Source organism: Hydrotalea lipotrueae (assembly GCF_019249625.1).
In the GTDB taxonomy this organism is placed as follows: domain Bacteria; phylum Bacteroidota; class Bacteroidia; order Chitinophagales; family Chitinophagaceae; genus Hydrotalea; species Hydrotalea flava.
On the sequence record NZ_JAESDL010000001.1, the window covers coordinates 207,415 to 227,640 of the forward strand.

Here is a 20,226-nt window from a genome sequence, read left to right on the forward strand (position 1 = left end):
TTATGATAGCTGAAAAAAAACAAAATCAATCATTCACTCATCCCGATGCCAATGGTTATTTTGGGATGTTTGGCGGTGCATATATTCCGGAAATGTTACACAGAAATGTGGAAGAATTGCGTAGCAGGTATTTGGAAATTATGCAGGAAAAAACTTTTGTTGAAGAATTTAACCAATTGCTACACGATTATGTAGGAAGGCCCTCACCGCTATTTTTAGCAGAACGCCTCAGTGCACAATTCAACACAAATATCTATTTTAAGAGAGAAGATTTAAACCATACCGGTGCTCATAAAATTAACAATGCTATAGGGCAGGTTTTATTGGCACAACGTTTGGGTAAAAAACGAATTATTGCCGAAACGGGCGCCGGTCAGCATGGTGTTGCCACAGCAACTGTTTGTGCTTTAAAAGGGTTGGAATGCATTGTGTATATGGGTGTAAAAGATATTGAACGTCAGGCCCCTAACGTTGCCCGTATGCAAATGCTGGGTGCAAAAGTGGTTCCGGCCACCAGTGGCAGCCAAACATTAAAAGATGCAACCAATGAAGCCATTCGCGATTGGATTAATCATCCAAACGATACCCATTATGTAATTGGCAGTGTTGTTGGTCCGCATCCTTACCCTGACATGGTGGCTCGTTTCCAAAGCATTATCAGTGAAGAAACAAGATGGCAGTTAAAAGAAAAAGCCGGAAGCGAATTACCAACGCATGTTATTGCCTGTGTAGGAGGTGGCAGTAATGCAGCGGGTGCATTTTATCATTTTCTGGAAGATACTGCTGTACAGTTAATTGCTGTAGAAGCTGCAGGGCATGGTATTAACAGTGGCATGAGTGCTGCTACCACACAATTGGGTAAACCGGGTATCTTGCATGGCAGTAAAAGTTTAGTGATGCAAACCATTGACGGACAAGTGGTAGAGCCACATAGCATTTCAGCCGGATTAGATTATCCTGGAATAGGTCCTTTACATGCTCATTTATTTAAAACCGGAAGAGCTACATTTTTAAGTGCAACAGATGAAGAAGCTTTAAAAGCGGCATTTGAAGTAAGTAAATTGGAAGGTATTATCCCCGCATTGGAAACAGCACATGCTTTTGCCGCACTACATCAATTGCATTTTAAACCCACCGATGTTATTGTGATTTGTTTAAGTGGGAGAGGGGATAAAGATTTATCTACTTACATGCAGGCAATGGAAATAAATGCTTAATTTTTTAAAGAATTAAAAGGATGGATGTTCATCAATTGAATCTGAGGCAGGCAACAATCAACGACAGTGCTTTCTTTTATGAATTAAAAAAAACAGTGCTGTATGATTATGTACATGCAATATGGGGATGGGATGAAGTCATTCAACAGCAGTTTCATCGGGATAATTTTCTTCCCGAACAAACACAGATCATTGAATGGCAAAATCAATCCATTGGTACCATAGAAATTGCAGAAGATACAGAAAAAATTTTCATCAGTAGTTTATACATTCATCCCTTATTTCAGAATAAAAAAATTGGTACAACCTTAATTAATCAACAGTGTATTAAAGCAACAGCGCTTAAAAAGAAAGTAGCATTAGAAGTATTGCATTTAAATACCGGAGCACAAAAATTGTATCAGCAATTAGGTTTTATGATTTTTCCCACAAACGATCCAATAAAATTATACATGCAAAAATATTTTTCTATATGAGTAGAATAACAGAGGTATTCTTAAAAAAATCAAACAATGTACTCAATGTGTATTGTACGGCCGGCTATCCTGAATTAAATAGTACTTTAACAGTAATGCAGGCATTACAAAACCACGGTGCAGATTTAATTGAATTGGGTATGCCTTACAGTGATCCTTTAGCAGATGGCCCTATTATTCAGGAAAGCAGCAGTATTGCACTTCAAAATGGCATGACCATTCAGGTATTATTTGAACAATTGAAGGATTGCCGAAACACCATTCATGTGCCCATTATTTTAATGGGTTATATGAATCCGATTTTGCAATATGGCTTTGAAGCTTTTTGCCAAAAAGCTGTGGAAGTGGGTGTAGATGGATTAATTCTCCCCGATTTACCGGAATACGAATTTGAAACCATGTACGGAGCCATGATAAAAAAATATGGTTTAGATTTTATTTTTTTAATAACCCCTGAAACCTCTGAAACAAGAATCAAAAAATTAGATGCATTAAGTTCAGGATTTTTATATGCAGTTAGTTCATCTGCAACCACAGGAAATGATAAAAATTTTGCAGAAGTAGAAAAATATTTGCAAAACTTACAGCAAATGCATTTAAAAAATCCAATTATGGTTGGATTTGGCATAAAAGACCATGCAACATTTACTGCTGCTTGTAAGTACAGCAATGGCGCCATTATAGGTAGTGCTTATATTAAGGCTTTGTCGAGTTCAGTTGATATTGAAACCGGCACAAAAAACTTTTTACAAAACATTATCAAATAGTTTTTTTGAGCGTGAAAATTGTTTTTTATACCATAAATAGTTAGCATTCATGAAAGTTGTAATTATAGAATACAATGCAGGCAATATTCAAAGTGTGCGGTATGCGTTGGAAAGAATTGGTATTAAAACCATACTCTCTAATGATCATGCAACCATACTGAGTGCAGATAAAATTATTTTCCCCGGAGTAGGAGAGGCAAGCAGTGCCATGAAAAGTTTGCAGCAAAATAATTTGCATCTTCTAATTCCCAAATTGAAACAACCTGTATTGGGTATATGTGTGGGTATGCAATTGCTTTGTAAATATTCGGAAGAGAATAATACAACATGTTTAGGGGTTTTTGATGAACCGGTAAAAAAATTTGAAAGTGGTGCAATGCTTAAAATACCACAGGTGGGATGGAATACCATTTATCATTTATCATCACCGCTTATGCAAGATGTACCTGAAGAAAGTTATTGTTATTTTGTACACAGCTATTATGTTCCACATAATCAGTATGCCATTGCTATAACCAATTACATACAACCTTATGCTTCAGCTATCCATAAAAATAATTTTTATGGTGTACAGTTTCATGCTGAAAAAAGTGCACAGATTGGAGAAAAGATTTTAAAAAATTTCATCGCATTATAAAAGTTATTCTATGCAAATTATTCCCGCCATTGATATTATAGATGGAAAATGCGTCCGATTAACGGAAGGCGATTATGATCAGAAAAAAATTTATAATGAAAACCCTTTAGAGGTTGCCAAAATGTTTGAAGCTTCCGGTATTCAACGATTACATCTGGTTGACTTGGATGGTGCAAAAATGGGTAAAGTTTCCAACTGGAAAGTGCTGGAAACCATAGCTACCGAAACCGGTTTAATAATTGATTTTGGCGGTGGTGTTAAATCCACACACGATGTACAAGTGGTTTTAGAATCAGGAGCTGCATTGGTTACTGTAGGAAGTATAGCAGTGAAGAACAAGGAATTGTTTGTAGAATGGTTACAGCAATTTGGCGTTACTAAATTTTTATTGGGGGCAGATGTAAAAAACGGATGTATTGCCATTCATGGATGGATGGAAACCACCGATCTACCCGTAAAAGATTTTATGGCCACCTATCTTGCCTTGGGTGTACAGCAAATTTTTTGTACCGATGTAAGTAAGGATGGCAGAATGGAAGGTCCTTCCATTGAATTGTATACAAATCTGATTGAATCGTTGCCTGATTTGCACTTAATTGCCAGTGGTGGTGTCAGCCAATTGCAGGATTTGGTTGATTTAAAAGCAATAGGTTGCAGCGGTGCCATTGTAGGTAAAGCTATTTATGAAAATAAAATATCATTGAACGATTTGGTTCATTTTAATGCATCATTGTAATGGAAACAAAAAATAAACCCATATTGTCCGGCTTAACCAAACGTATTATTCCCTGTTTAGATATTAAAGATGGCCGCACCGTAAAGGGAATTCATTTTGAGCAGATTCGTGATGCCGGAGATCCTGTTGAGCTTGGTGCTTTTTATGCACAACAGGGAGCTGATGAATTGGTTTTTTTAGACATTACGGCAACTGTTGAAAAACGCAAAACGTTTAAAGAATTAGCCAACCGAATTGCACAGCATATCAATATACCATTTACAGTGGGCGGTGGAGTAAGTTCTATTAATGATGCATCCATATTACTGCACAATGGTGCTGATAAGGTTTCAGTAAATACAGCTGCATTTAAACAACCTGATTTAATTACACAATTAGCCAATGAATTTGGTAGTCAGTTTGTGGTGCTGGCAATTGATACAAAGCAGGAGGCTGATGGACAATGGTATGTTTATTTGAATGGTGGCCGAACTAAAACAGCAATGCTTTGTATGGAATGGGCTCAGCAGGCATATAATGCCGGTGCCGGCGAAATTTTATTAACCTCTATGAATAACGACGGCACTAAAAAAGGTTTTGCTTTGGATATTACCAAACAGCTCAGTACTGCATTACCTATACCGGTAATTGCCAGTGGCGGTGGTGGCACCATGGAACATTTTGAAGCAGTGTTCAACCATGCACATGCAGATGCTGCGCTGGCCGCCAGTATTTTTCATTTCAAAGAAATGGGGATACCCGATTTAAAAAAATATTTAAAAAGCTGCAATATCCCAATTCGATCGTAGTATAATGTTATTGAATTTGGATGGCAAATAATTTTGGCCAGTATTTTCCTGTTATATAAAATGTTTTATTGGCATTATCGTATGCAATGCCATTCAGTACATCACGTTTTGAGGTTTCGGCAGGTGGGGCATAACGTTCCAACAATCCGTTTAAATTCAAAATACCCATTACCTTACCGGTTGCAGGATCAATTTTTACCAATTGGTCAAAATCCATGGTATATAAATTGGCATAAATAAAACCATCTACATATTCCAACTCATTAATGAAAACATCATGTCCGTTATAATCTTTTGGGACACCGGTAACAGGCACGGTTTTTACAATATTAAAAGTTTCCGGATCGCGATAAATCAACTCATTACTGCCATTATCCATAATTAAATATTTTCCATCATTGGTCATACCCCAGCCTTCACCCTGATAAGTAAATTCTTTTAATTTTTTAAAAGTAGCGGCGTCATATACAAAACATTTTTGTTCTTTATAGGTAAGTTGATAAATTTTTCTATTCAATAATGTAATGCCTTCTCCAAAATAGGCGGGTGCTAAAATAATTTTTTGTTCATCCATGCCTGTTGTAGTATTTATTTTTGCCAATTTACTTCTTCCTGCATAATCAGGGTCGCCGGTACTTTCGTACAAATAGCCTTTGTGAAACTCTAATCCTTCGGTAAAGGAAGTAGTATCATGCGGCAATACGCTAATGATTTTATAAGAAAGCGATGGAATGGAAGGAGTAGTGGGATAGGTATTTTCTTTCTCGTTGTTATTATGGCATGCTGTAAAAAACAGCAAAATACTAAACAATACAATATTGATTGGGCGCATCAACCGAATTTTTTTTTTAAAAAAAATTTTTTCTGAAATGTTCATTGTAATGGTTTCATTTTTTGAATAGAAAAGTATGTTGAATGGATTAGTTTCATTGTATTAACCTATCAGCAACCTCTTCTGCAATGATGGGTGTTAAAGCAACTCCCATACCATTGCAGGCAATAGCAGCTAAAATATTGGATTCTATAAAATGAATGTAGGGTAAATGGCTGTCGGTAAAGCCCATAATACCACTCCATCTTTGTTCAATGGTATAATGAATGGAAGGGTGCAAATGTGTTTTCAAAAAATCTTCCAATGCAGTTTGTATGGTAGCAGAAGTAGTAAGTGAGGTAGTGGTTTCTTCTTCAAACGCTTTGTTTCTGGCACCTCCCAGCAAAATACGGTTGCCCAAATTGCGCCAATAGTAAAAACCTGCATCAAAATGAAATGTGCCGTGTAATGGCAAATTTTCGATGGGCGACGTGAGAATAATTTGACCCTTTCCGGGTGTTACGGGAATGGTTTGCCCGGTAAAAATGTTATTTGAAAATGCATTAGTACATAACACCACTTTTTCAGCGGTAAATACCAAATTTTGACGGGTATGTAACTGTACCCCATTGTTGTGTTGCAAACATTCAGTTACTTCAATACCACTTAATATTTGTACACCCAAGCTTATTGCTTCTGTTTGTAATGCCTGTACTAATTTACCGCTATGTAATCCGGCCTCCATTTTATTTTGAATCAGCGCATCAAAATGTTGTAAGCCTAAAGTGGAGAGTGCAGCATCATTTCTAATGAATGTGCGTTTCGTTCCTGTAATGGGCGCCAGTAATTTATTGAGATAGGCAATGCTATCTGCAATCGTATCTAATTTTAATTGATCATTAGTAATACATTCATAACCACCACAGGGATCGTATTCAATTTGATTTTTAGGAATATAATGTGTGATTTTTTCTATCCCTCTAAATCGCTTTTCTGTTATAGTTAACATGGCCGATTCTCCCAGTTTTTGTGCATCTTGCAGTAATTCTGTTGGGCTGCCAAAGCAGGCAAAACCGGCATTTCGGGTAGAAGCACCTAGTGGGGTAATATTTTTTTCAAGTATGGTAACGCGTAAAGTACGTGCATTTTCTATCAATGCAATGGCGGTCCATAAACCCATTAATCCACCGCCCACAATAATTACATCCTGAGGTGCAAAAAAACTTTCTTTTTCCCAAATTGAAATATTTGCTTGCATTTATCAAATGTACAAAACATCACATCAAATACTTACATTTTAAGAAAGCATTTAGAAGTTGAATTGATGCTATTTCTAAGCGTTAAACATTAAACCTGAAGTGCATAATATCGCCATCTTTAACAATGTATTCTTTTCCTTCAATTCTTAGTTTGCCATTATCGCGGCAGGCGGCCTCACTACCATATTTTATGAAATCTTCATAAGCAATTACTTCCGCTTTAATAAAGCCTTTTTCAAAATCACTGTGTATAACACCGGCAGCTTGCGGTGCTTTCCAGCCCACATGTATGGTCCATGCTCTTACTTCCTGAACGCCAACCGTGAAATAAGTTTCCAGATTCAAAAGTTTATATACACTTTGAATTAATCGGTTTAGCGCCGGTTCTTTCATGTGGTATTCTTCCATAAATAATTGGCGGTCATCTGCCGATTCCATCGCTGCAATATCTGCTTCAATGGCATTATTCATAATAATCATCTGAGCACCCTCTTCATTGGCGGCTTTCAGTAAAATATCAGAATATTTATTGCCGGTATGCATACTGGCCTCGTCTACATTTGCTACATATAAAACTGGTTTGTCGGTTAGCAAAAACAAATCATCAATAGCTGTTTTTTCTTCTTTTGAAAGTTGTAATGAACGTATGCTTTTTCCTTGTTCCAAATGTGCTTTACATTGTAAAAGCGTTTTTAACTCTGCCTGCGCTTTGGTTTCGGAACCTACACGAGCCAACTTTTCCGTTTTCTGAATTTTTTTCTCTACACTTTCTAAATCTTTTAATTGTAGTTCTGTATCTATAATTTCTTTGTCGGAAATGGGGTTAATGGCCCCTTCTTCTCTTAACACGTTTTCATCTTCAAAACAACGGATAACGTGTATAATCGCATCTACTTCGCGAATATTGCCTAAAAATTTATTGCCCAGGCCTTCTCCTTTACTGGCACCTTTTACCAAACCTGCAATATCTACTATTTCTACCTGTGTGGGTACAATTCTATTGGGATTTACTAAAGCGGCCAAATGTTGTAAACGTTCATCGGGTACATCTACCAAACCTACATTGGGTTCAATGGTGCAAAACCTATAATTACTGGCCTGCGCCTTGGCACTGTTGGTAACGGCATTAAATAAAGTTGATTTTCCTACGTTGGGTAATCCTACAATTCCTGCTTGTAAAGCCATTGTTTTTTGTTTTAGTATAACTGTAACTAGCTCCCGAACAGGTTTAATTACAGCAAAGTAATTTGTTCTATTAAGCCGCAAAAGTAAGGTCTTATTCATATTTACAGAATGCTTATTTTCAATGAAAATTTGGAAGAGCCTATTTTAAACAAGTATTTGAAATTTTGATAAAAAGTTGGGATAATAGCACAGTTTAACTGTAAAATCAGGCTTTACATTCATTGATTGTATTAAAACCTTTATAAAATGGCGTTGAATATTGTATGGATTGCTTTTTTTCTGATTGCATTTGTAATTGCATTGTATAGATTTATTTTTTTACATGATACCGAAATTTTTAAAACATTGGTGGATGGAATGTTTGATACTGCCAAAGGTTCTGTAATTGATGTGGCATTTCCTCTGGCAGGAACCATGGTGTTTTTTTTAGGATTGATGAATATTGCAGAAAGGGCAGGTGCTATCCGATTTGTATCGAAAATATTAAATCCTTTTATGAAGCGCTTATTTCCCGGAGTGCCGGATGGGCACCCGGCAATGGGTGAGATGGTGATGAATTTTTCTGCCAATATGTTGGGGTTAGATAATGCTGCAACTCCTTTTGGGTTAAAAGCAATGGAAAGTTTGCAAACGCTAAACCCGGTAAAAGAAAAAGCCACCAATGCACAAATTATGTTTTTAGTGCTGCATACCAGCGGATTAACCATTATTCCTTTATCTATTCTTACCTATCGTTTGGCGGCAGGTTCGCATGAACCGGCCAGTGTATTTATACCTTGTGTATTGGCTACAGTTGTTGCAACAATGGCGTCTATTATTATTGTTGGGTTTTGGCAAAAACTAAAATGGGATATGGTTTTGGTAACGTGGCTGGCTTGCCTGCTGGCCATAATGGGTGCATTATTGTTTTGGGTAAATGGATTATCTGCGCCCGATAAAGCCGTTTTTAGTAAGGTATCGGGTAATTTATTGTTAATGCTGATTGTTGTACTGATTATTATTGGAGGCTTATGGAAAAAAATAAATGTATTTGATGCTTTTATTGATGGCGCAAAAAATGGATTTGATGTGGTGTTGAAAATTATTCCATATTTAGTTGGTATGTTGGTTGCAATACGGGTATTTAGAGATAGTGGTGCCTTAGGTTATTTGGTAGATGTGTTAACACACGGCATTCAATTATTGGGCATTAATGCCGATTTTACACCTGCTTTGCCCGTTGCCATTATGAAGCCATTTAGCGGCAGTGGTGCACGTGGATTAATGTTGGATGTAATGCAAACGCATGGTGCTGATTCTTTTGTGGGCAGAATGGCATCTACCTTTCAGGGATCAGCAGATACTACTTTTTACATAATAGCCCTGTATTTTGGAAGTGTGGGTATTAAAAAAGTACGTTATGCAATTTGGGCCGGCATGCTGGCTGATTTTATTGGTGTTATAGCAGCCATTATTATTGGATATATCTTTTTTAGATAATTATCACTACTGTACTGTAATTTCTTTGGTACCCAATATTGCGTAGGCTTTATCGCGGTATACAATTTGGTATTTTCCCGGATATAAATACAGGTAGTAAAAACCATTTTCTGCATTTACAAAAGTTTGGTCTGCAGGTATATAAATTCCCTCTTCTTTTTCGCCCCATTCGTTTTTATAAAATGCCTGAACAAAGAAGAGTGTTTTGTATGCGGGTGAAACAGGTATCTCTTTTCTGGTGTTATTAAAATTATACCAGGCAGGTCTGCCATCCTGGTATTTGGTAGGTGGGTGTACAACATACATATCATACACTCCCGAATCTAACAATTGTACCGGTATATTGTTACGCAAAGGAATTACCGTTTGTTTAATATTGTGTTGATGAACGAATGCAGCATAATACAAGCGGCCATAATCAGAATTACTACCCTCGGTCATTTCAGTCTGGTCAATACTCAAAGGTTTTATACCGGATAAATAGCGCAAATACACTGCCATGGGAATACTTTCACGATCCCATGCCAATTGAGCTGTGTGTTCATACCCGGCCAACACGACAATTTTTTCAGATGGATGTTTTTTCATAAATTGAGCTAAATGAACGGCCTGCATTGAATCACGCTGATTGTTGCTGAGCCGGTTGGCATTCTCATCTTCATAAGGCAATAATGTAAATCCCATTTGCAATGCTTTTCTCACCAATTCACCACAAACCGGCTCGGAAGTATAATATCCTGTTTGTACGGTAAGTTGTTTTAAAGATGCATTTTTATAAGGATTTAAAGTTTCCATAGCTAAGTATCTAAAACCCTGCTGATACAATCCTTCTAACAACACAATGGCAAAAGCTCTGTGCTGTGGTTTGCTATGCGATTCATTTATTAAAACAATGGAACGATTTCCTGCTTGCTTTAAAATAAATGGAATGGCGGGAACCATTTGAAGATTGTTCAATGCTTCCACCTTTTTTGTAACCGTGTTAATATAGCTGTCGGGCAGTGGTTCAGAAGCTTGTTCCTGATAATACAAAGCTGACTGATAATCACCTGCAAATGCCAAAGCCTGCGCTACATCTTCGTTATAGGCCGGTAAACCATGCGTGTCAATTAATTCATTTTTTAGTACAAAAGCTTTGTATAATGGTTTAAAATATTGGATGCGTCCTTTTTCTAACATCGATAAAAATGGGTTGGTTGTATCTGTTACCAATTGTTTATTTTGCTGAATAAAGTGTTCTAACTCCAGTAAAGATGCTGTTGCTTTTCTTTGTGCAAGCAGATTTCCGGTAACAAATACAAACAGTATGATGCTGAGAATGATTTTTTTCATGGATGATGCCTTAGATAATCAGAATGTTATTATTGATAATGTATTCTTCAGAATTGTTCAAATAAAAAATTGATATCGGCCGGATGTTATATGCAATGTTACAATCAATTTTATGTTTGTATACTGTTACCAACAGTTTTTAACAATTTAACCTGGCAAAACATACTTAGGAATCGCTAAGCGCCTCAAGTACGGCCGGCAAACTTTCAACACCTTTGGTAGCAGGCTGCTCAATTGTAATGATATTCTTTTTTGAAGGGAAAGGGGGTATATTTTTATCAATAATTACAATAGGTGTACCGGTCAAAACAAAGTTGATTAATCCTGCTGCCGGGTATACTTGTAAGGAAGTGCCAATAATGATCAATATATCTGCTGCGGCAACCCATTCTGCCGCTTTTCCCAGTAAGGGTACTTCTTCATTAAACCAAACAATAAATGGCCTGAGTTGTGTTCCATCTGGTGCAAGATCACCCAAATGAATATCACCATGAATGGGGTAGGTTAGGAAGGGGTTGGCAATGCTACGCATTTTAAAAATTTCGCCATGCAGGTGTAATACATTTTTACTTCCGGCTCGTTCGTGTAAATCATCAATATTTTGCGTAATAATCTGAACGGAATATTGTTCTTGCAACGATGCAAGGAAATAGTGTGCAGCATTGGGTTGTGCATTGGCCACATCTTTTCTTCGCTGGTTATAAAAATTGAGCACAAGCGCTGGATTTTTTGCAAACCCCTGTGGTGTGGCTACTTCGTTGATATCATAACCATTCCAAAGCCCATCAGCATCTCTGAAGGTTTTTAATCCACTTTCGGCACTAACACCGGCTCCGGTTAGTACAACAATATTAGGTTTAAGCATTATGAATAAATGTAAATGCGATACCGTTATTTTTTTAGTTTGGTTTCACTTAATTGCATAATGACCTTCCATTCTTCCGGTTTTACGGTTTGAACGGAAAGTCTACCCAAGCGAACCAAATCCATATTTGTTAAACGTTCATCTGCTTTTACCTGTGCAAGTGAAACCGGTTTTTTAAGTTTTTGAAAAGGTTTCAAATCAACCACTACCCATGCAGGTTCAGCAGTAGTGGGGTCCTGATAATATTCTTTAATTACCTGTGCAATTCCTACAATTTCCAAGCCTTCATTACTATGGTACCAAAGCACTAAATCACCTTTTTTCATGGCTTTTAAATTGTTACGGGCGCCATAATTACGCACGCCGTCCCAAAAGGTTTGTCCATCTTTTTCAAATTGTTCCCAACTGTATTTAAAAGGTTCTGATTTTACTAACCAGTATTGCATAATATCATTTTTTAACTGACTAAGTTTACCAACCGCTTGCCAGCACATCGGCCAAATGCATTACCTGAATGGGTTTTTGCTGATAGTTAATTATGCCCTGTAGGTGCATTAGGCAACTCATATCGGTGCTAATAATGTATTCAGCTTCTGTAGCAAGTGCATTGCTTATTTTTTGATCGCCCATAGCTGCGCTGATGGGTTCAAATTTTACGGCAAAGGTTCCGCCAAATCCGCAACAGGTTTCTACATCCTTCATTTCAACCAATTCTAATCTGGCTACCTGCTGCAATAATTTTCTGGGTTCCTGTTTCAATCCACATTCCCGAAGGGCTGCACAACTGTCGTGATACGTTGCTTTTGCAGGAAAACTGGCACCAAAAGATTCTATCTTTACAATATTTACCAAAAAATCACTAAACTCATACACTTTTTCAGTTAATGATTTTACCTCGTTGTGCATAGAAGTGTTTTCAAATAGTTTGGGATAGTAATTTTTTACAAAACCTATACAACTGGCGCTGGGTGCAACAACAAATTCATCTCCTGAAAAATCTTTGATAAATTTTGAACAAACTTCTTTTGATTCGCCCCAAAATCCGGCATTAAAAGCCGGTTGGCCGCAACAGGTTTGGTTGGTATTGTAATGAACCGTGCATCCTGCTTTTTGCAGTACTTTTACCATATTGAAACCAACCTGCGGATACAACTGGTCAATAAAACATGGTATAAACAATTGCACATTCATTTCCTAATACTTTATATCAAACTCAAACTGCTGGGCCTGAATCTTTCTGTTTAAATCAATCATTTTAATGGCTGTAATGGCCGCTTCTTCTCCTTTGTGGCCATGTATTCCGCCAATTCTTTCTTTGGCCTGTTGTTCATTTTCAACTGTTAGTACACCGAAAATTACCGGTTTTGCTAAACTCAAATTCAGTTGTAATATACCTTCGGTTACATACTTGCAAACATAATCGAAGTGTGGTGTATCGCCTCTTATTACCGTTCCCAATGCAATATAAGCATCGGGTATATTAACAGTAAAGTCGAAGTGTTGTTGAATAGCAAATGGGATTTCAATGGCGCCAGGTACCGTCATCACTTTATAACCAATATGATTGGCTTTTAAAATTTTGATACAACCTTTTTCCAATGCATCAACAATAGGTGCATTCCATTCGGTTTTAACCAATAATACAAAGGCATCCTTTATTACGGGGATGCCTTTATGTAATGTTGTATTTCCTTTTGCAGTCATTATTTTACGCTTAAATCATTTTTTTCGATGCTTAATCTATAAATGTATTTATCGGCCTGAAGGCCTTTATCGGTTTGCGGGTATTTTGATTTGATTTCTTTATAGAATTCAATGGCATCTTTCGTTTTACCTAATGTTTCGCTTAATAAACCTGCGCGGAACAGGTATTCAGAAGAGGAGAACGCATCTTTAGGGAAAGTGGTTCCGGCTTTTTTATAATCTTGAATGGCATCATCATTTTTTCCTAATTCAGCTTCAGCATCAGCCAATGCGCCATAGGCAGACATCTGAATTTGCAGGGCATCGGTTGAAAATTCTTTCAGGTATTTTACAGCATTTGCAAAATTGCCTAATTTAAGGTAACTGATACCTGCATAATATTTAGCTAAATTGGCTGATTTTGTACCATCATAGTTTTTAATGATATAAAGAACACCTTTGTTAAATCCGTCACCGTTTAATACCAGATTAGAAGAATCCTGAGCAAAATATTCCTGTGCTTTATAAATAGCTTCTGCTGCTTTTTCTTCTTTGGGTTTAACAATGTATTGATTGTATCCATACCATCCACCCGCCACAACAATAATTGCAATAACGGCAATGGTAATTTGTTTTGAATATTTATTCCAAAAATATTCAGCTTTTAATAATGGGTCTTTTTCAACGTGTTGGTGTGTATGTTCACTCATTACAATAGTGGGTTTAAGTGTTAAGTTGTATTGTGTTATTGTTTTAATTAATCAATATCAAAAACATAATTGTCGTTTGCATATACATCTTTGTAAACTTCACTATCATCGGGGAATGGACTTTCTTCGGCAAATTGTACGGAGGCTTCAACAACCTGGGCAATTTTAGCATCAATGGCATCAATCTCTTCCTGTGTAGCAAATTTATTGGTTAAGATGGTTTGTAAAACCTTGTGAATGGGGTCCTGATTTTTGTATTCATCTACTTCTTCTTTGGTACGGTATTTCTGGGGGTCAGAAATAGAATGACCTTTGTATCGATATGTTTTCATTTCTAACAAAGTAGGGCCACCGCCTTCACGGGCACGTTTTACGGCACGGGCTACGGCTTCGTGTACATCTTCCGGAATCATACCATCTACTTTATCGCCGGGCATATCATAACTATCTGCTAATTTATAAATGTCAACAACATTTGATGTGCGTTGAACAGAAGTGCCCATTGCATAGTTGTTGTTTTCACAAATAAAAATAACAGGCAATTTCCACAGCATAGCCAGATTAAATGTTTCATGTAAAATTCCCTGACGGGCAGCACCATCGCCAAAAAAACATAAGGCAACATTATTGGTGCCACGGTATTGTTCAGCAAAGGCTAGACCTGCACCGGTAGCAATTTGTGCACCTACAATGCCATGACCGCCATAAAATTTATGTTCAACACTAAAAAAGTGCATACTGCCACCTTTTCCTTTAGAACAACCGGTAGCTTTTCCATATAATTCCGCCATACAGGCATTGGGTGATACTCCTTTTGCTAATGCCCAGCCATGGTCTCTGTATCCGGTAATGAATGGATCATCGGGCGTAGTTGCTGTCATACAGCCGGCTGCAATAGCTTCTTGGCCTACATAGGCATGAAAAAAACCTCTGATTTTTCCGGCCATTTTATACATTTCTTCTGCTTTCAACTCAAACTGGCGAATCAATTGCATTAATTCGTACCAGTATAGGTATGTTTCTTTCGTAAATTTTGTTGCCACTGCTACTTAATTTTGAGGGGCAAATATAGTACTTAGAATGTAAATTACAGAGGGCAATATTTTAAGTGAATTTCAGTGAATGAAAGAGTCGCTCTATCTAAATTTTAGAAATGTATTTGTTACCGTGAGAGCACAAATATTTTATTGGTCTGTTTTTTCCGCTTTAAGTGTTCGATAAGCGAACGCTGTACTGATAAAAGTAAGTAAGGCGCCCAATAACATGGCTGCTCCCGGAAAATGCACCGGTGCTTTTGAGGAAGTGAAATAAGCGAAGATGTGTGTCATCATTAATGGGCCAATGATGGAAGTGGCGCTCATTAAACTGGTTAATGCTCCCTGCAATTCGCCTTGCTCGTTGGGTGGAACATGGTTTGAGATGATACCTTGTATAGATGGGCCGGCTATACCACCCAGCGCATAGGGTATCATAAATACAAACATCATCCAGGTAGTTGAGGCAAATGCAAACAAAAGAAAACCTACTGCATATAAACTTAATCCAATGTATATGCTTTTCTCCTGACCTAATCTGGGTATAATGGAACGTATTAAAACACCCTGCACAATGCCAACAATTAACCCGATGAAACCGAGAGAATAGCCAACCATTTGTTCATCCCAGCCAAACTTACTCATAGTATAATAGCTCCAGCAACTTTGTACAGCATGGCCGGCAATGTACAACAATGTAATGGAGAAAACCAAACCGGAAATAACCGGATATTTTTTTAATTGAACCAGTGAACCCAAAGGATTGGCGCGTTTCCATTCAAATTTTCGGCGGTTTTCGGCAGGCAATGATTCAGGAAGAATAAAATAGCCATATAGCCAGTTAACAAAAGCCAGAACAGCTGCTGCGAAAAAAGGTACTCTTGGTCCGTAATGACCTAAAATACCACCTAAAACAGGTCCTATGATAAAACCTAAGCCAAATGCTGCACCAATCATTCCAAAGTTTTGCGCTCTTTTTTCAGGAGTACTGATATCGGCAATATAAGCAGATGCTGTGGTAAAACTACCCCCGGTTATGCCTGCAATAAACCTGCCCACAAATAACCAGAATATATTGGGTGCAAAGCCTTGTAACAAATAATCCATTCCAAAACCAAAAAGAGAAAATAATAAAATACGACGCCTGCCATATCTGTCACTTAAATTGCCTAGAATGGGGGCAAAAATGAATTGCATCACAGCATATACAAACAATAACCAGCCACCGTAATTCGATGCCTGGCTTAAATTACCATGAATAAGTTGCTCAATGAGCTTGGGCAATACGGGAATAATGATGCCAAAACCGGTAACATCTATTAATAATGTAATAAAAATAAAACCCAATGCCGCCTGCTTTTTGTCTTTTGCCATGAAGTGAAAATGTGGCAGCAAAATAACAGTAAATTATCTATCCTGAATCAATCTTTTTTAATAGATTGGAATAGGCTTGTTTTGCTGATGCCTGCAATACATCCGAAATATTGGTATACTCGGTTAATTTTTCTTCAAGCAATGCAGCAAAAGCTTGCAGATATAAAATCATATCCGATTTGTTGTTTTTTTTGAGCCATCTGAAATCCTCCCGGTAAGTTAGTTGGTCGGAATAAAACAAATTTAAATAGCAGGTTAAACTGCATTCAGGGTGTAGTTTATATAAGAATGCAAGAAATTACACAGCTTATTTATTTTCAGTTGCTGTATGATTACTCATATCATTATCATTTACTTTTCTTCCTTTCATTTCGCGTTGACTAATATTGAGTTTACGTAGAATTTTAGATTTAATCATAATACTCGCTTCGGTACCTGCGGGCTCAATGTGGTATGGTTGGCCATCATAATTAATTACGCCATATTCATTGATCCATTCATTTGCTAAAATACGATAGGGATCGTTGGGCCGAGCCTGTTTGGTTTTGCCAAAAGTGATAAAATTATTGTTGTCTTGTTCAAATGCAATGCCTACAATATTGTTCCGTTGTAATACACAAACACCAGGCGTATTTTTCTTTAATGTAATAATATTTACATTACGGCCATTTTCCAAAACTACTTTACCATCATTTACTTTAGCTTCACCGGTTTTTACATCTCTTCTTAACACAATATTCCTGTCATTATAAAATTGAATTTTATCAAGTGGTTGATGATTAGCTGCTAATTGAGAGCGGATAGCAGCAGTAAAATATGTTTTAGGGGTAGAACAGGCAGCAAATAAAATAGCTATTAAAATAGTATTGAATATTTTTTTATAAAGCATAATAAATTTTTTTGCAATGAAAACGTGCCTGTAAAGACTGTTTTTGTACATAAAGGTTTAGCCCATGATTGAGAAAATTTGTTAAAAATTCATCAATAGCAGTTGTGCATTCACGCTTATTTAAATTTCTTTTTTGAGTCTTGGTAAATTGGCAATAATTATGCCTGCAATAATAATGATACTGCTTATTAAGTGAATGTTACTGAAGGCTTCACCCAAAAAAATAACGGCTTCAACAGTACTTAGTACCGGAATTAAATTGCCCAATAAGGCCGTTCTTGCCGCACCCAACAAGGGTATCGCTTTATTCCAGCTTAAATAAGCCAGAACAGATGCGCCTAAGCCCAAATAAAGAATTATCCAAATGGTATTTGGAGTCCATATCATTTTTTGTTGCAAAAAAAATGGTTGAATCCATAATAATGGAATTAGTAGCAGGGTTCCGGCTGTTATTATTGTGAAAAGAAATACCGTTGCATCAAGGGGTGCAGGTTTTTTCTTTACCATAATGGTATATACTGCAAATAAAAGTGCGCTTAAGAAAACCCAAATATCGCCTGTTGAAAATTTTAACAACTGTAAATGTTGCCAGTTACCTTTTGTCATTAAAAATAATACACCCCATAAACATAAAAGCATGCCCGTTATTCTGGCTATACCAATTTTTTCTTTTAAAAAAATAGCGGCTAAAAAAGTAGAAAAAACCGGTGATGCCGAAGTTCCGATGATGGCAAGATTGATGGCTTGTGTATAATGACCACCAAAATAAAGCAGTGTATTAAATAAACTAATTCCAATAAATGCAGTACCCAAAAGATAACGGCGATGTTGAATAATGAGGTTCCATTGTTGTTTGGTTTTTGCATATGCAAATGGTAATAAAAGAATGGAGGCGGTACACCATCGTAGTAAACTTAATTGTACCGGTGGAATTGATTTTGCCAATCCTCTTGCAACAATAAAATTGCCAGACCACAATACCACTGCAAATATTGCAGCAGAAAAACCTACCAGAACTTTTTTGTTACTCATTTGAGATTCATACATTCATTAATGGGCAAAATCTTTTTCGTAATTGCCTTTTATTCGCTCAATGGGAGGATTGAAATAACCGAATTTTACTTCCGGAAATTCTTCATGTATTAATTGTTGCAATTGTTTAATGCCCAGCATTTCGCCTGTTTCGACCATATTAATTTGACCCAGATACCAGTCGGGATCAATATTAAAATTACGCCATTGTATCATATTGAGTTTTGTAGTTTGGATCAATTTTCTTAAAGCCTCATATTCTTTAACAGTATCAGTTACGCCGGGAAAAACAAAATAATTAATACTGCTCCATCCTCCAAATTGGCGAACTGTTTTCAAGCTTTCAATAATATCTTCAAATGCATAATTATTGGGTCGATAATAGCTGGTATAAATACTTTTTTGTGCAGAGTTGGTGCTCACCCGAATACTGTTTAAACCGGCTTTGCATAATTCGGCCACTGCATCGGGTTTAGAGCCATTTGTGTTGATATTAATACTGCCTTTGTAGGTATGCTTTCTGATTTCAATGATGGCATCACGAATGGTTTCCCACATCAATAAAGGTTCACCTTCGCAACCCTGCCCAAAGCTTACAATAGGATAGGGGGCTTGTAGCAAATGGGGTACCGTAAATTCAATAATTTCTGCAGCAGTAGGTTTAAAAGTTAACCGATCCTGGGTTGAAACAATAGTTTCTTCTTCCGGTTGAAAAGAAATACAGCCAATGCAATTGGCATTGCAAGCCGGAGAGGTAGGCACAGGGCATTCCCATCTTCCCAAAGCAAAATTTCTGGCAGCGGGGCAGTGATAGGTATTACAACAATTATTCATTAAATGTTGTACTAACCTGTTTCTCGGATAATTTTTCAGTAATTGATTAGCGCCGGTTTGAATCAGTTTTTCATCATATCCTGCACATTCCTGGCGAATATCTTTCTCAATTCTGATAGCAGGTACATAAATGGTATTGTTATACCAACCTGCTGCAGTATAGCAGAATAATGGAAGGGTGGGCGCATCGGGAAACGATTCGTAGGCAGCCAAAAATAATCCTGTATGTGCGGGTGGAATAAACGCCGCAACCGCCCAGCCTTTTTCACACAATCGCATTTCACCGGTTTTTATATCAACGCCAATGCCCCTACGTTGTGGTAATTCATACAGGTTACCTCCTTCAGGTAAGGTTATCCAGTCTTCTACCGGCACCTGAAATGCATCCCAACCAGCACGTCCGGTTGCAAAAAGGGTTTCATCTTCAAAAATATTGCCATTACCATCTGAATACAATAAAAAAGGCGATTGTTGTAACATGTGTAATTTCGTTCAATTCAAAAATAAATTAATTTTTTTGTGCGGCCCGTAATTGCGCTGCACAAAAAGCATTAAATTCAGCTTCTTCTTTTTCCGATACTTCAGCATCCACATTTTTTTGTATCAATTGATTGTTTTTTAAATCAATTGTTAAAATATTGTCTTTCAGTATCACATTATTTACCTGTAACCAGCTAATTTTTTTGGAAGGAATACTGTTGAAAACAATTTCTTTGCTGTCGAAAGCAACTTCCGGCAATACCTTGGCCGGCTTTTCAAGTACCGCAGCAATTAAATACAGAATGGCAAAGAATAGGCCTTTTGGATACAAATACCATCCCCAGGCTGCTATCATTAAAGCAAACCGGTAAAAAGGCATATAGCCTCTGGATTGTTGCCGGTAACACCATATCCACCAGCTGAAGATTAAAATGGGAATCAGAAAAAAAAGGGTGTATATGCCGCCGCTAATGCCGGCATGATATAATAAAATACCTCTTAAAATAAAAGTCACACTTGCAATAACCAGCATTAACTGACTAATGATGTCAATTGCTTTAAAAAAACGAACAGGGTATTTTAAAACAATAATATAATCGTATGTTTTTGAAGGGCGTGCTATCATAATCCAAAACCGC

Annotated in this window: 23 protein-coding genes; 7 read left to right on the forward strand and 16 right to left on the reverse strand. The window is 37.1% G+C overall.

All coding sequences use genetic code 11. The annotated features are described in order from the left end of the window. The first annotated feature begins 2 nt into the window (after positions 1–2). Genes trpB through hisF form a run of 6 tightly spaced genes read left to right on the forward strand, consistent with a single transcriptional unit; the run spans position 3 to position 4,621 of the window. On the forward strand, positions 3–1,217 hold the full coding sequence (trpB, locus tag JK139_RS00955) for a tryptophan synthase subunit beta (RefSeq protein WP_074417917.1): 1,215 nt from the start codon (positions 3–5) through the stop codon (positions 1,215–1,217). A gap of 20 nt (positions 1,218–1,237) precedes the next feature. Beyond that, positions 1,238–1,693 carry a GNAT family N-acetyltransferase gene (locus tag JK139_RS00960; protein WP_074417918.1) on the forward strand — a complete coding sequence of 152 codons (456 nt, stop codon included), beginning with the start codon at positions 1,238–1,240 and terminating at the stop codon, positions 1,691–1,693. Further along, positions 1,690–2,460: a tryptophan synthase subunit alpha gene (gene trpA / locus JK139_RS00965; RefSeq protein ID WP_074417919.1), complete on the forward strand. Its 771-nt coding sequence runs from the start codon at positions 1,690–1,692 to the stop codon at positions 2,458–2,460. Before JK139_RS00960 ends, trpA begins: the two co-directional genes overlap by 4 nt. Positions 2,461–2,509: 49 nt before the next feature. After that, positions 2,510–3,097 (forward strand): imidazole glycerol phosphate synthase subunit HisH, encoded by a 588-nt coding sequence (gene hisH / locus JK139_RS00970; protein WP_218330376.1) that lies wholly within the window; start codon positions 2,510–2,512, stop codon positions 3,095–3,097. Positions 3,098–3,107: 10 nt separating this feature from the next. Next, a complete protein-coding gene (gene hisA, locus JK139_RS00975) occupies positions 3,108–3,833 on the forward strand; it encodes a 1-(5-phosphoribosyl)-5-[(5-phosphoribosylamino)methylideneamino]imidazole-4-carboxamide isomerase (RefSeq protein WP_074417921.1) in 726 nt (241 codons plus the stop codon). Next, entirely contained in the window at positions 3,833–4,621 is a 789-nt protein-coding gene (hisF, locus tag JK139_RS00980) for an imidazole glycerol phosphate synthase subunit HisF (RefSeq protein WP_218330377.1), read from the forward strand. Before hisA ends, hisF begins: the two co-directional genes overlap by 1 nt. A 7-nt stretch (positions 4,622–4,628) precedes the next feature. Here hisF and JK139_RS00985 read toward each other — a convergent pair whose 3' ends face one another. The 3 genes from JK139_RS00985 to ychF form a co-directional block, all read right to left on the reverse strand. Then, positions 4,629–5,498 (reverse strand): glutaminyl-peptide cyclotransferase, encoded by an 870-nt coding sequence (locus tag JK139_RS00985; RefSeq protein ID WP_218330378.1) that lies wholly within the window; start codon positions 5,496–5,498, stop codon positions 4,629–4,631. A 49-nt stretch (positions 5,499–5,547) separates the two neighbouring features. Further along, a complete protein-coding gene (locus JK139_RS00990; RefSeq protein ID WP_218330379.1) occupies positions 5,548–6,690 on the reverse strand; it encodes an NAD(P)/FAD-dependent oxidoreductase in 1,143 nt (380 codons plus the stop codon). An 82-nt stretch (positions 6,691–6,772) separates the two neighbouring features. Continuing rightward, positions 6,773–7,876, reverse strand: a complete 1,104-nt coding sequence (gene ychF, locus JK139_RS00995; protein ID WP_074417931.1) for a redox-regulated ATPase YchF — start codon at positions 7,874–7,876, stop codon at positions 6,773–6,775. A gap of 246 nt (positions 7,877–8,122) precedes the next feature. On the opposite strand from ychF, the gene JK139_RS01000 reads away from it, so the two are divergent. Continuing rightward, entirely contained in the window at positions 8,123–9,355 is a 1,233-nt protein-coding gene (locus tag JK139_RS01000; RefSeq protein ID WP_074417924.1) for a nucleoside recognition domain-containing protein, read from the forward strand. A 6-nt stretch (positions 9,356–9,361) separates the two neighbouring features. Here JK139_RS01000 and JK139_RS01005 read toward each other — a convergent pair whose 3' ends face one another. The 13 genes from JK139_RS01005 to JK139_RS01060 all read right to left on the reverse strand — a co-directional run bounded on the left by JK139_RS01005 (position 9,362) and on the right by JK139_RS01060 (position 20,213). Then, the gene (locus tag JK139_RS01005) at positions 9,362–10,687 is read right to left on the reverse strand and encodes a hypothetical protein (protein ID WP_074420211.1); all 1,326 of its coding nucleotides are present in this window, start codon (positions 10,685–10,687) and stop codon (positions 9,362–9,364) included. 166 nt (positions 10,688–10,853) lie between these two features. Beyond that, positions 10,854–11,552, reverse strand: a complete 699-nt coding sequence (locus JK139_RS01010) for an SIR2 family NAD-dependent protein deacylase (RefSeq protein WP_074417926.1) — start codon at positions 11,550–11,552, stop codon at positions 10,854–10,856. A gap of 26 nt (positions 11,553–11,578) precedes the next feature. Then, positions 11,579–11,998, reverse strand: a complete 420-nt coding sequence (locus JK139_RS01015; RefSeq protein WP_074417932.1) for an EVE domain-containing protein — start codon at positions 11,996–11,998, stop codon at positions 11,579–11,581. Between the two features lie 25 nt (positions 11,999–12,023). Further along, entirely contained in the window at positions 12,024–12,743 is a 720-nt protein-coding gene (locus JK139_RS01020) for a (Fe-S)-binding protein (protein ID WP_074420210.1), read from the reverse strand. A gap of 3 nt (positions 12,744–12,746) precedes the next feature. Further along, the gene (gene ribH / locus JK139_RS01025) at positions 12,747–13,256 is read right to left on the reverse strand and encodes a 6,7-dimethyl-8-ribityllumazine synthase (RefSeq protein WP_081298999.1); all 510 of its coding nucleotides are present in this window, start codon (positions 13,254–13,256) and stop codon (positions 12,747–12,749) included. After that, positions 13,256–13,945: a tetratricopeptide repeat protein gene (locus JK139_RS01030; RefSeq protein WP_074420208.1), complete on the reverse strand. Its 690-nt coding sequence runs from the start codon at positions 13,943–13,945 to the stop codon at positions 13,256–13,258. The genes ribH and JK139_RS01030 overlap by 1 nt, the downstream gene beginning before the upstream one ends. A gap of 47 nt (positions 13,946–13,992) precedes the next feature. Then, complete coding sequence (gene pdhA, locus JK139_RS01035; RefSeq protein WP_074420207.1) at positions 13,993–14,988, reverse strand: pyruvate dehydrogenase (acetyl-transferring) E1 component subunit alpha; 996 nt, start codon at positions 14,986–14,988, stop codon at positions 13,993–13,995. Positions 14,989–15,129: 141 nt separating this feature from the next. Then, positions 15,130–16,353: a TCR/Tet family MFS transporter gene (locus tag JK139_RS01040; protein WP_074420206.1), complete on the reverse strand. Its 1,224-nt coding sequence runs from the start codon at positions 16,351–16,353 to the stop codon at positions 15,130–15,132. Positions 16,354–16,390: 37 nt separating this feature from the next. Next, positions 16,391–16,525, reverse strand: a complete 135-nt coding sequence (locus JK139_RS15600; protein ID WP_262900152.1) for a hypothetical protein — start codon at positions 16,523–16,525, stop codon at positions 16,391–16,393. A gap of 135 nt (positions 16,526–16,660) precedes the next feature. After that, positions 16,661–17,242, reverse strand: coding sequence for a hypothetical protein (locus tag JK139_RS01045; RefSeq protein ID WP_143439408.1), 582 nt, complete (start codon positions 17,240–17,242; stop codon positions 16,661–16,663). Positions 17,243–17,362: 120 nt separating this feature from the next. After that, the gene (locus JK139_RS01050; RefSeq protein ID WP_218330380.1) at positions 17,363–18,274 is read right to left on the reverse strand and encodes a DMT family transporter; all 912 of its coding nucleotides are present in this window, start codon (positions 18,272–18,274) and stop codon (positions 17,363–17,365) included. 18 nt (positions 18,275–18,292) lie between these two features. Continuing rightward, entirely contained in the window at positions 18,293–19,588 is a 1,296-nt protein-coding gene (locus tag JK139_RS01055) for a radical SAM protein (RefSeq protein WP_081299007.1), read from the reverse strand. 28 nt (positions 19,589–19,616) lie between these two features. Further along, the gene (locus JK139_RS01060; protein WP_218330381.1) at positions 19,617–20,213 is read right to left on the reverse strand and encodes a hypothetical protein; all 597 of its coding nucleotides are present in this window, start codon (positions 20,211–20,213) and stop codon (positions 19,617–19,619) included. Positions 20,214–20,226: the final 13 nt, after the last annotated feature.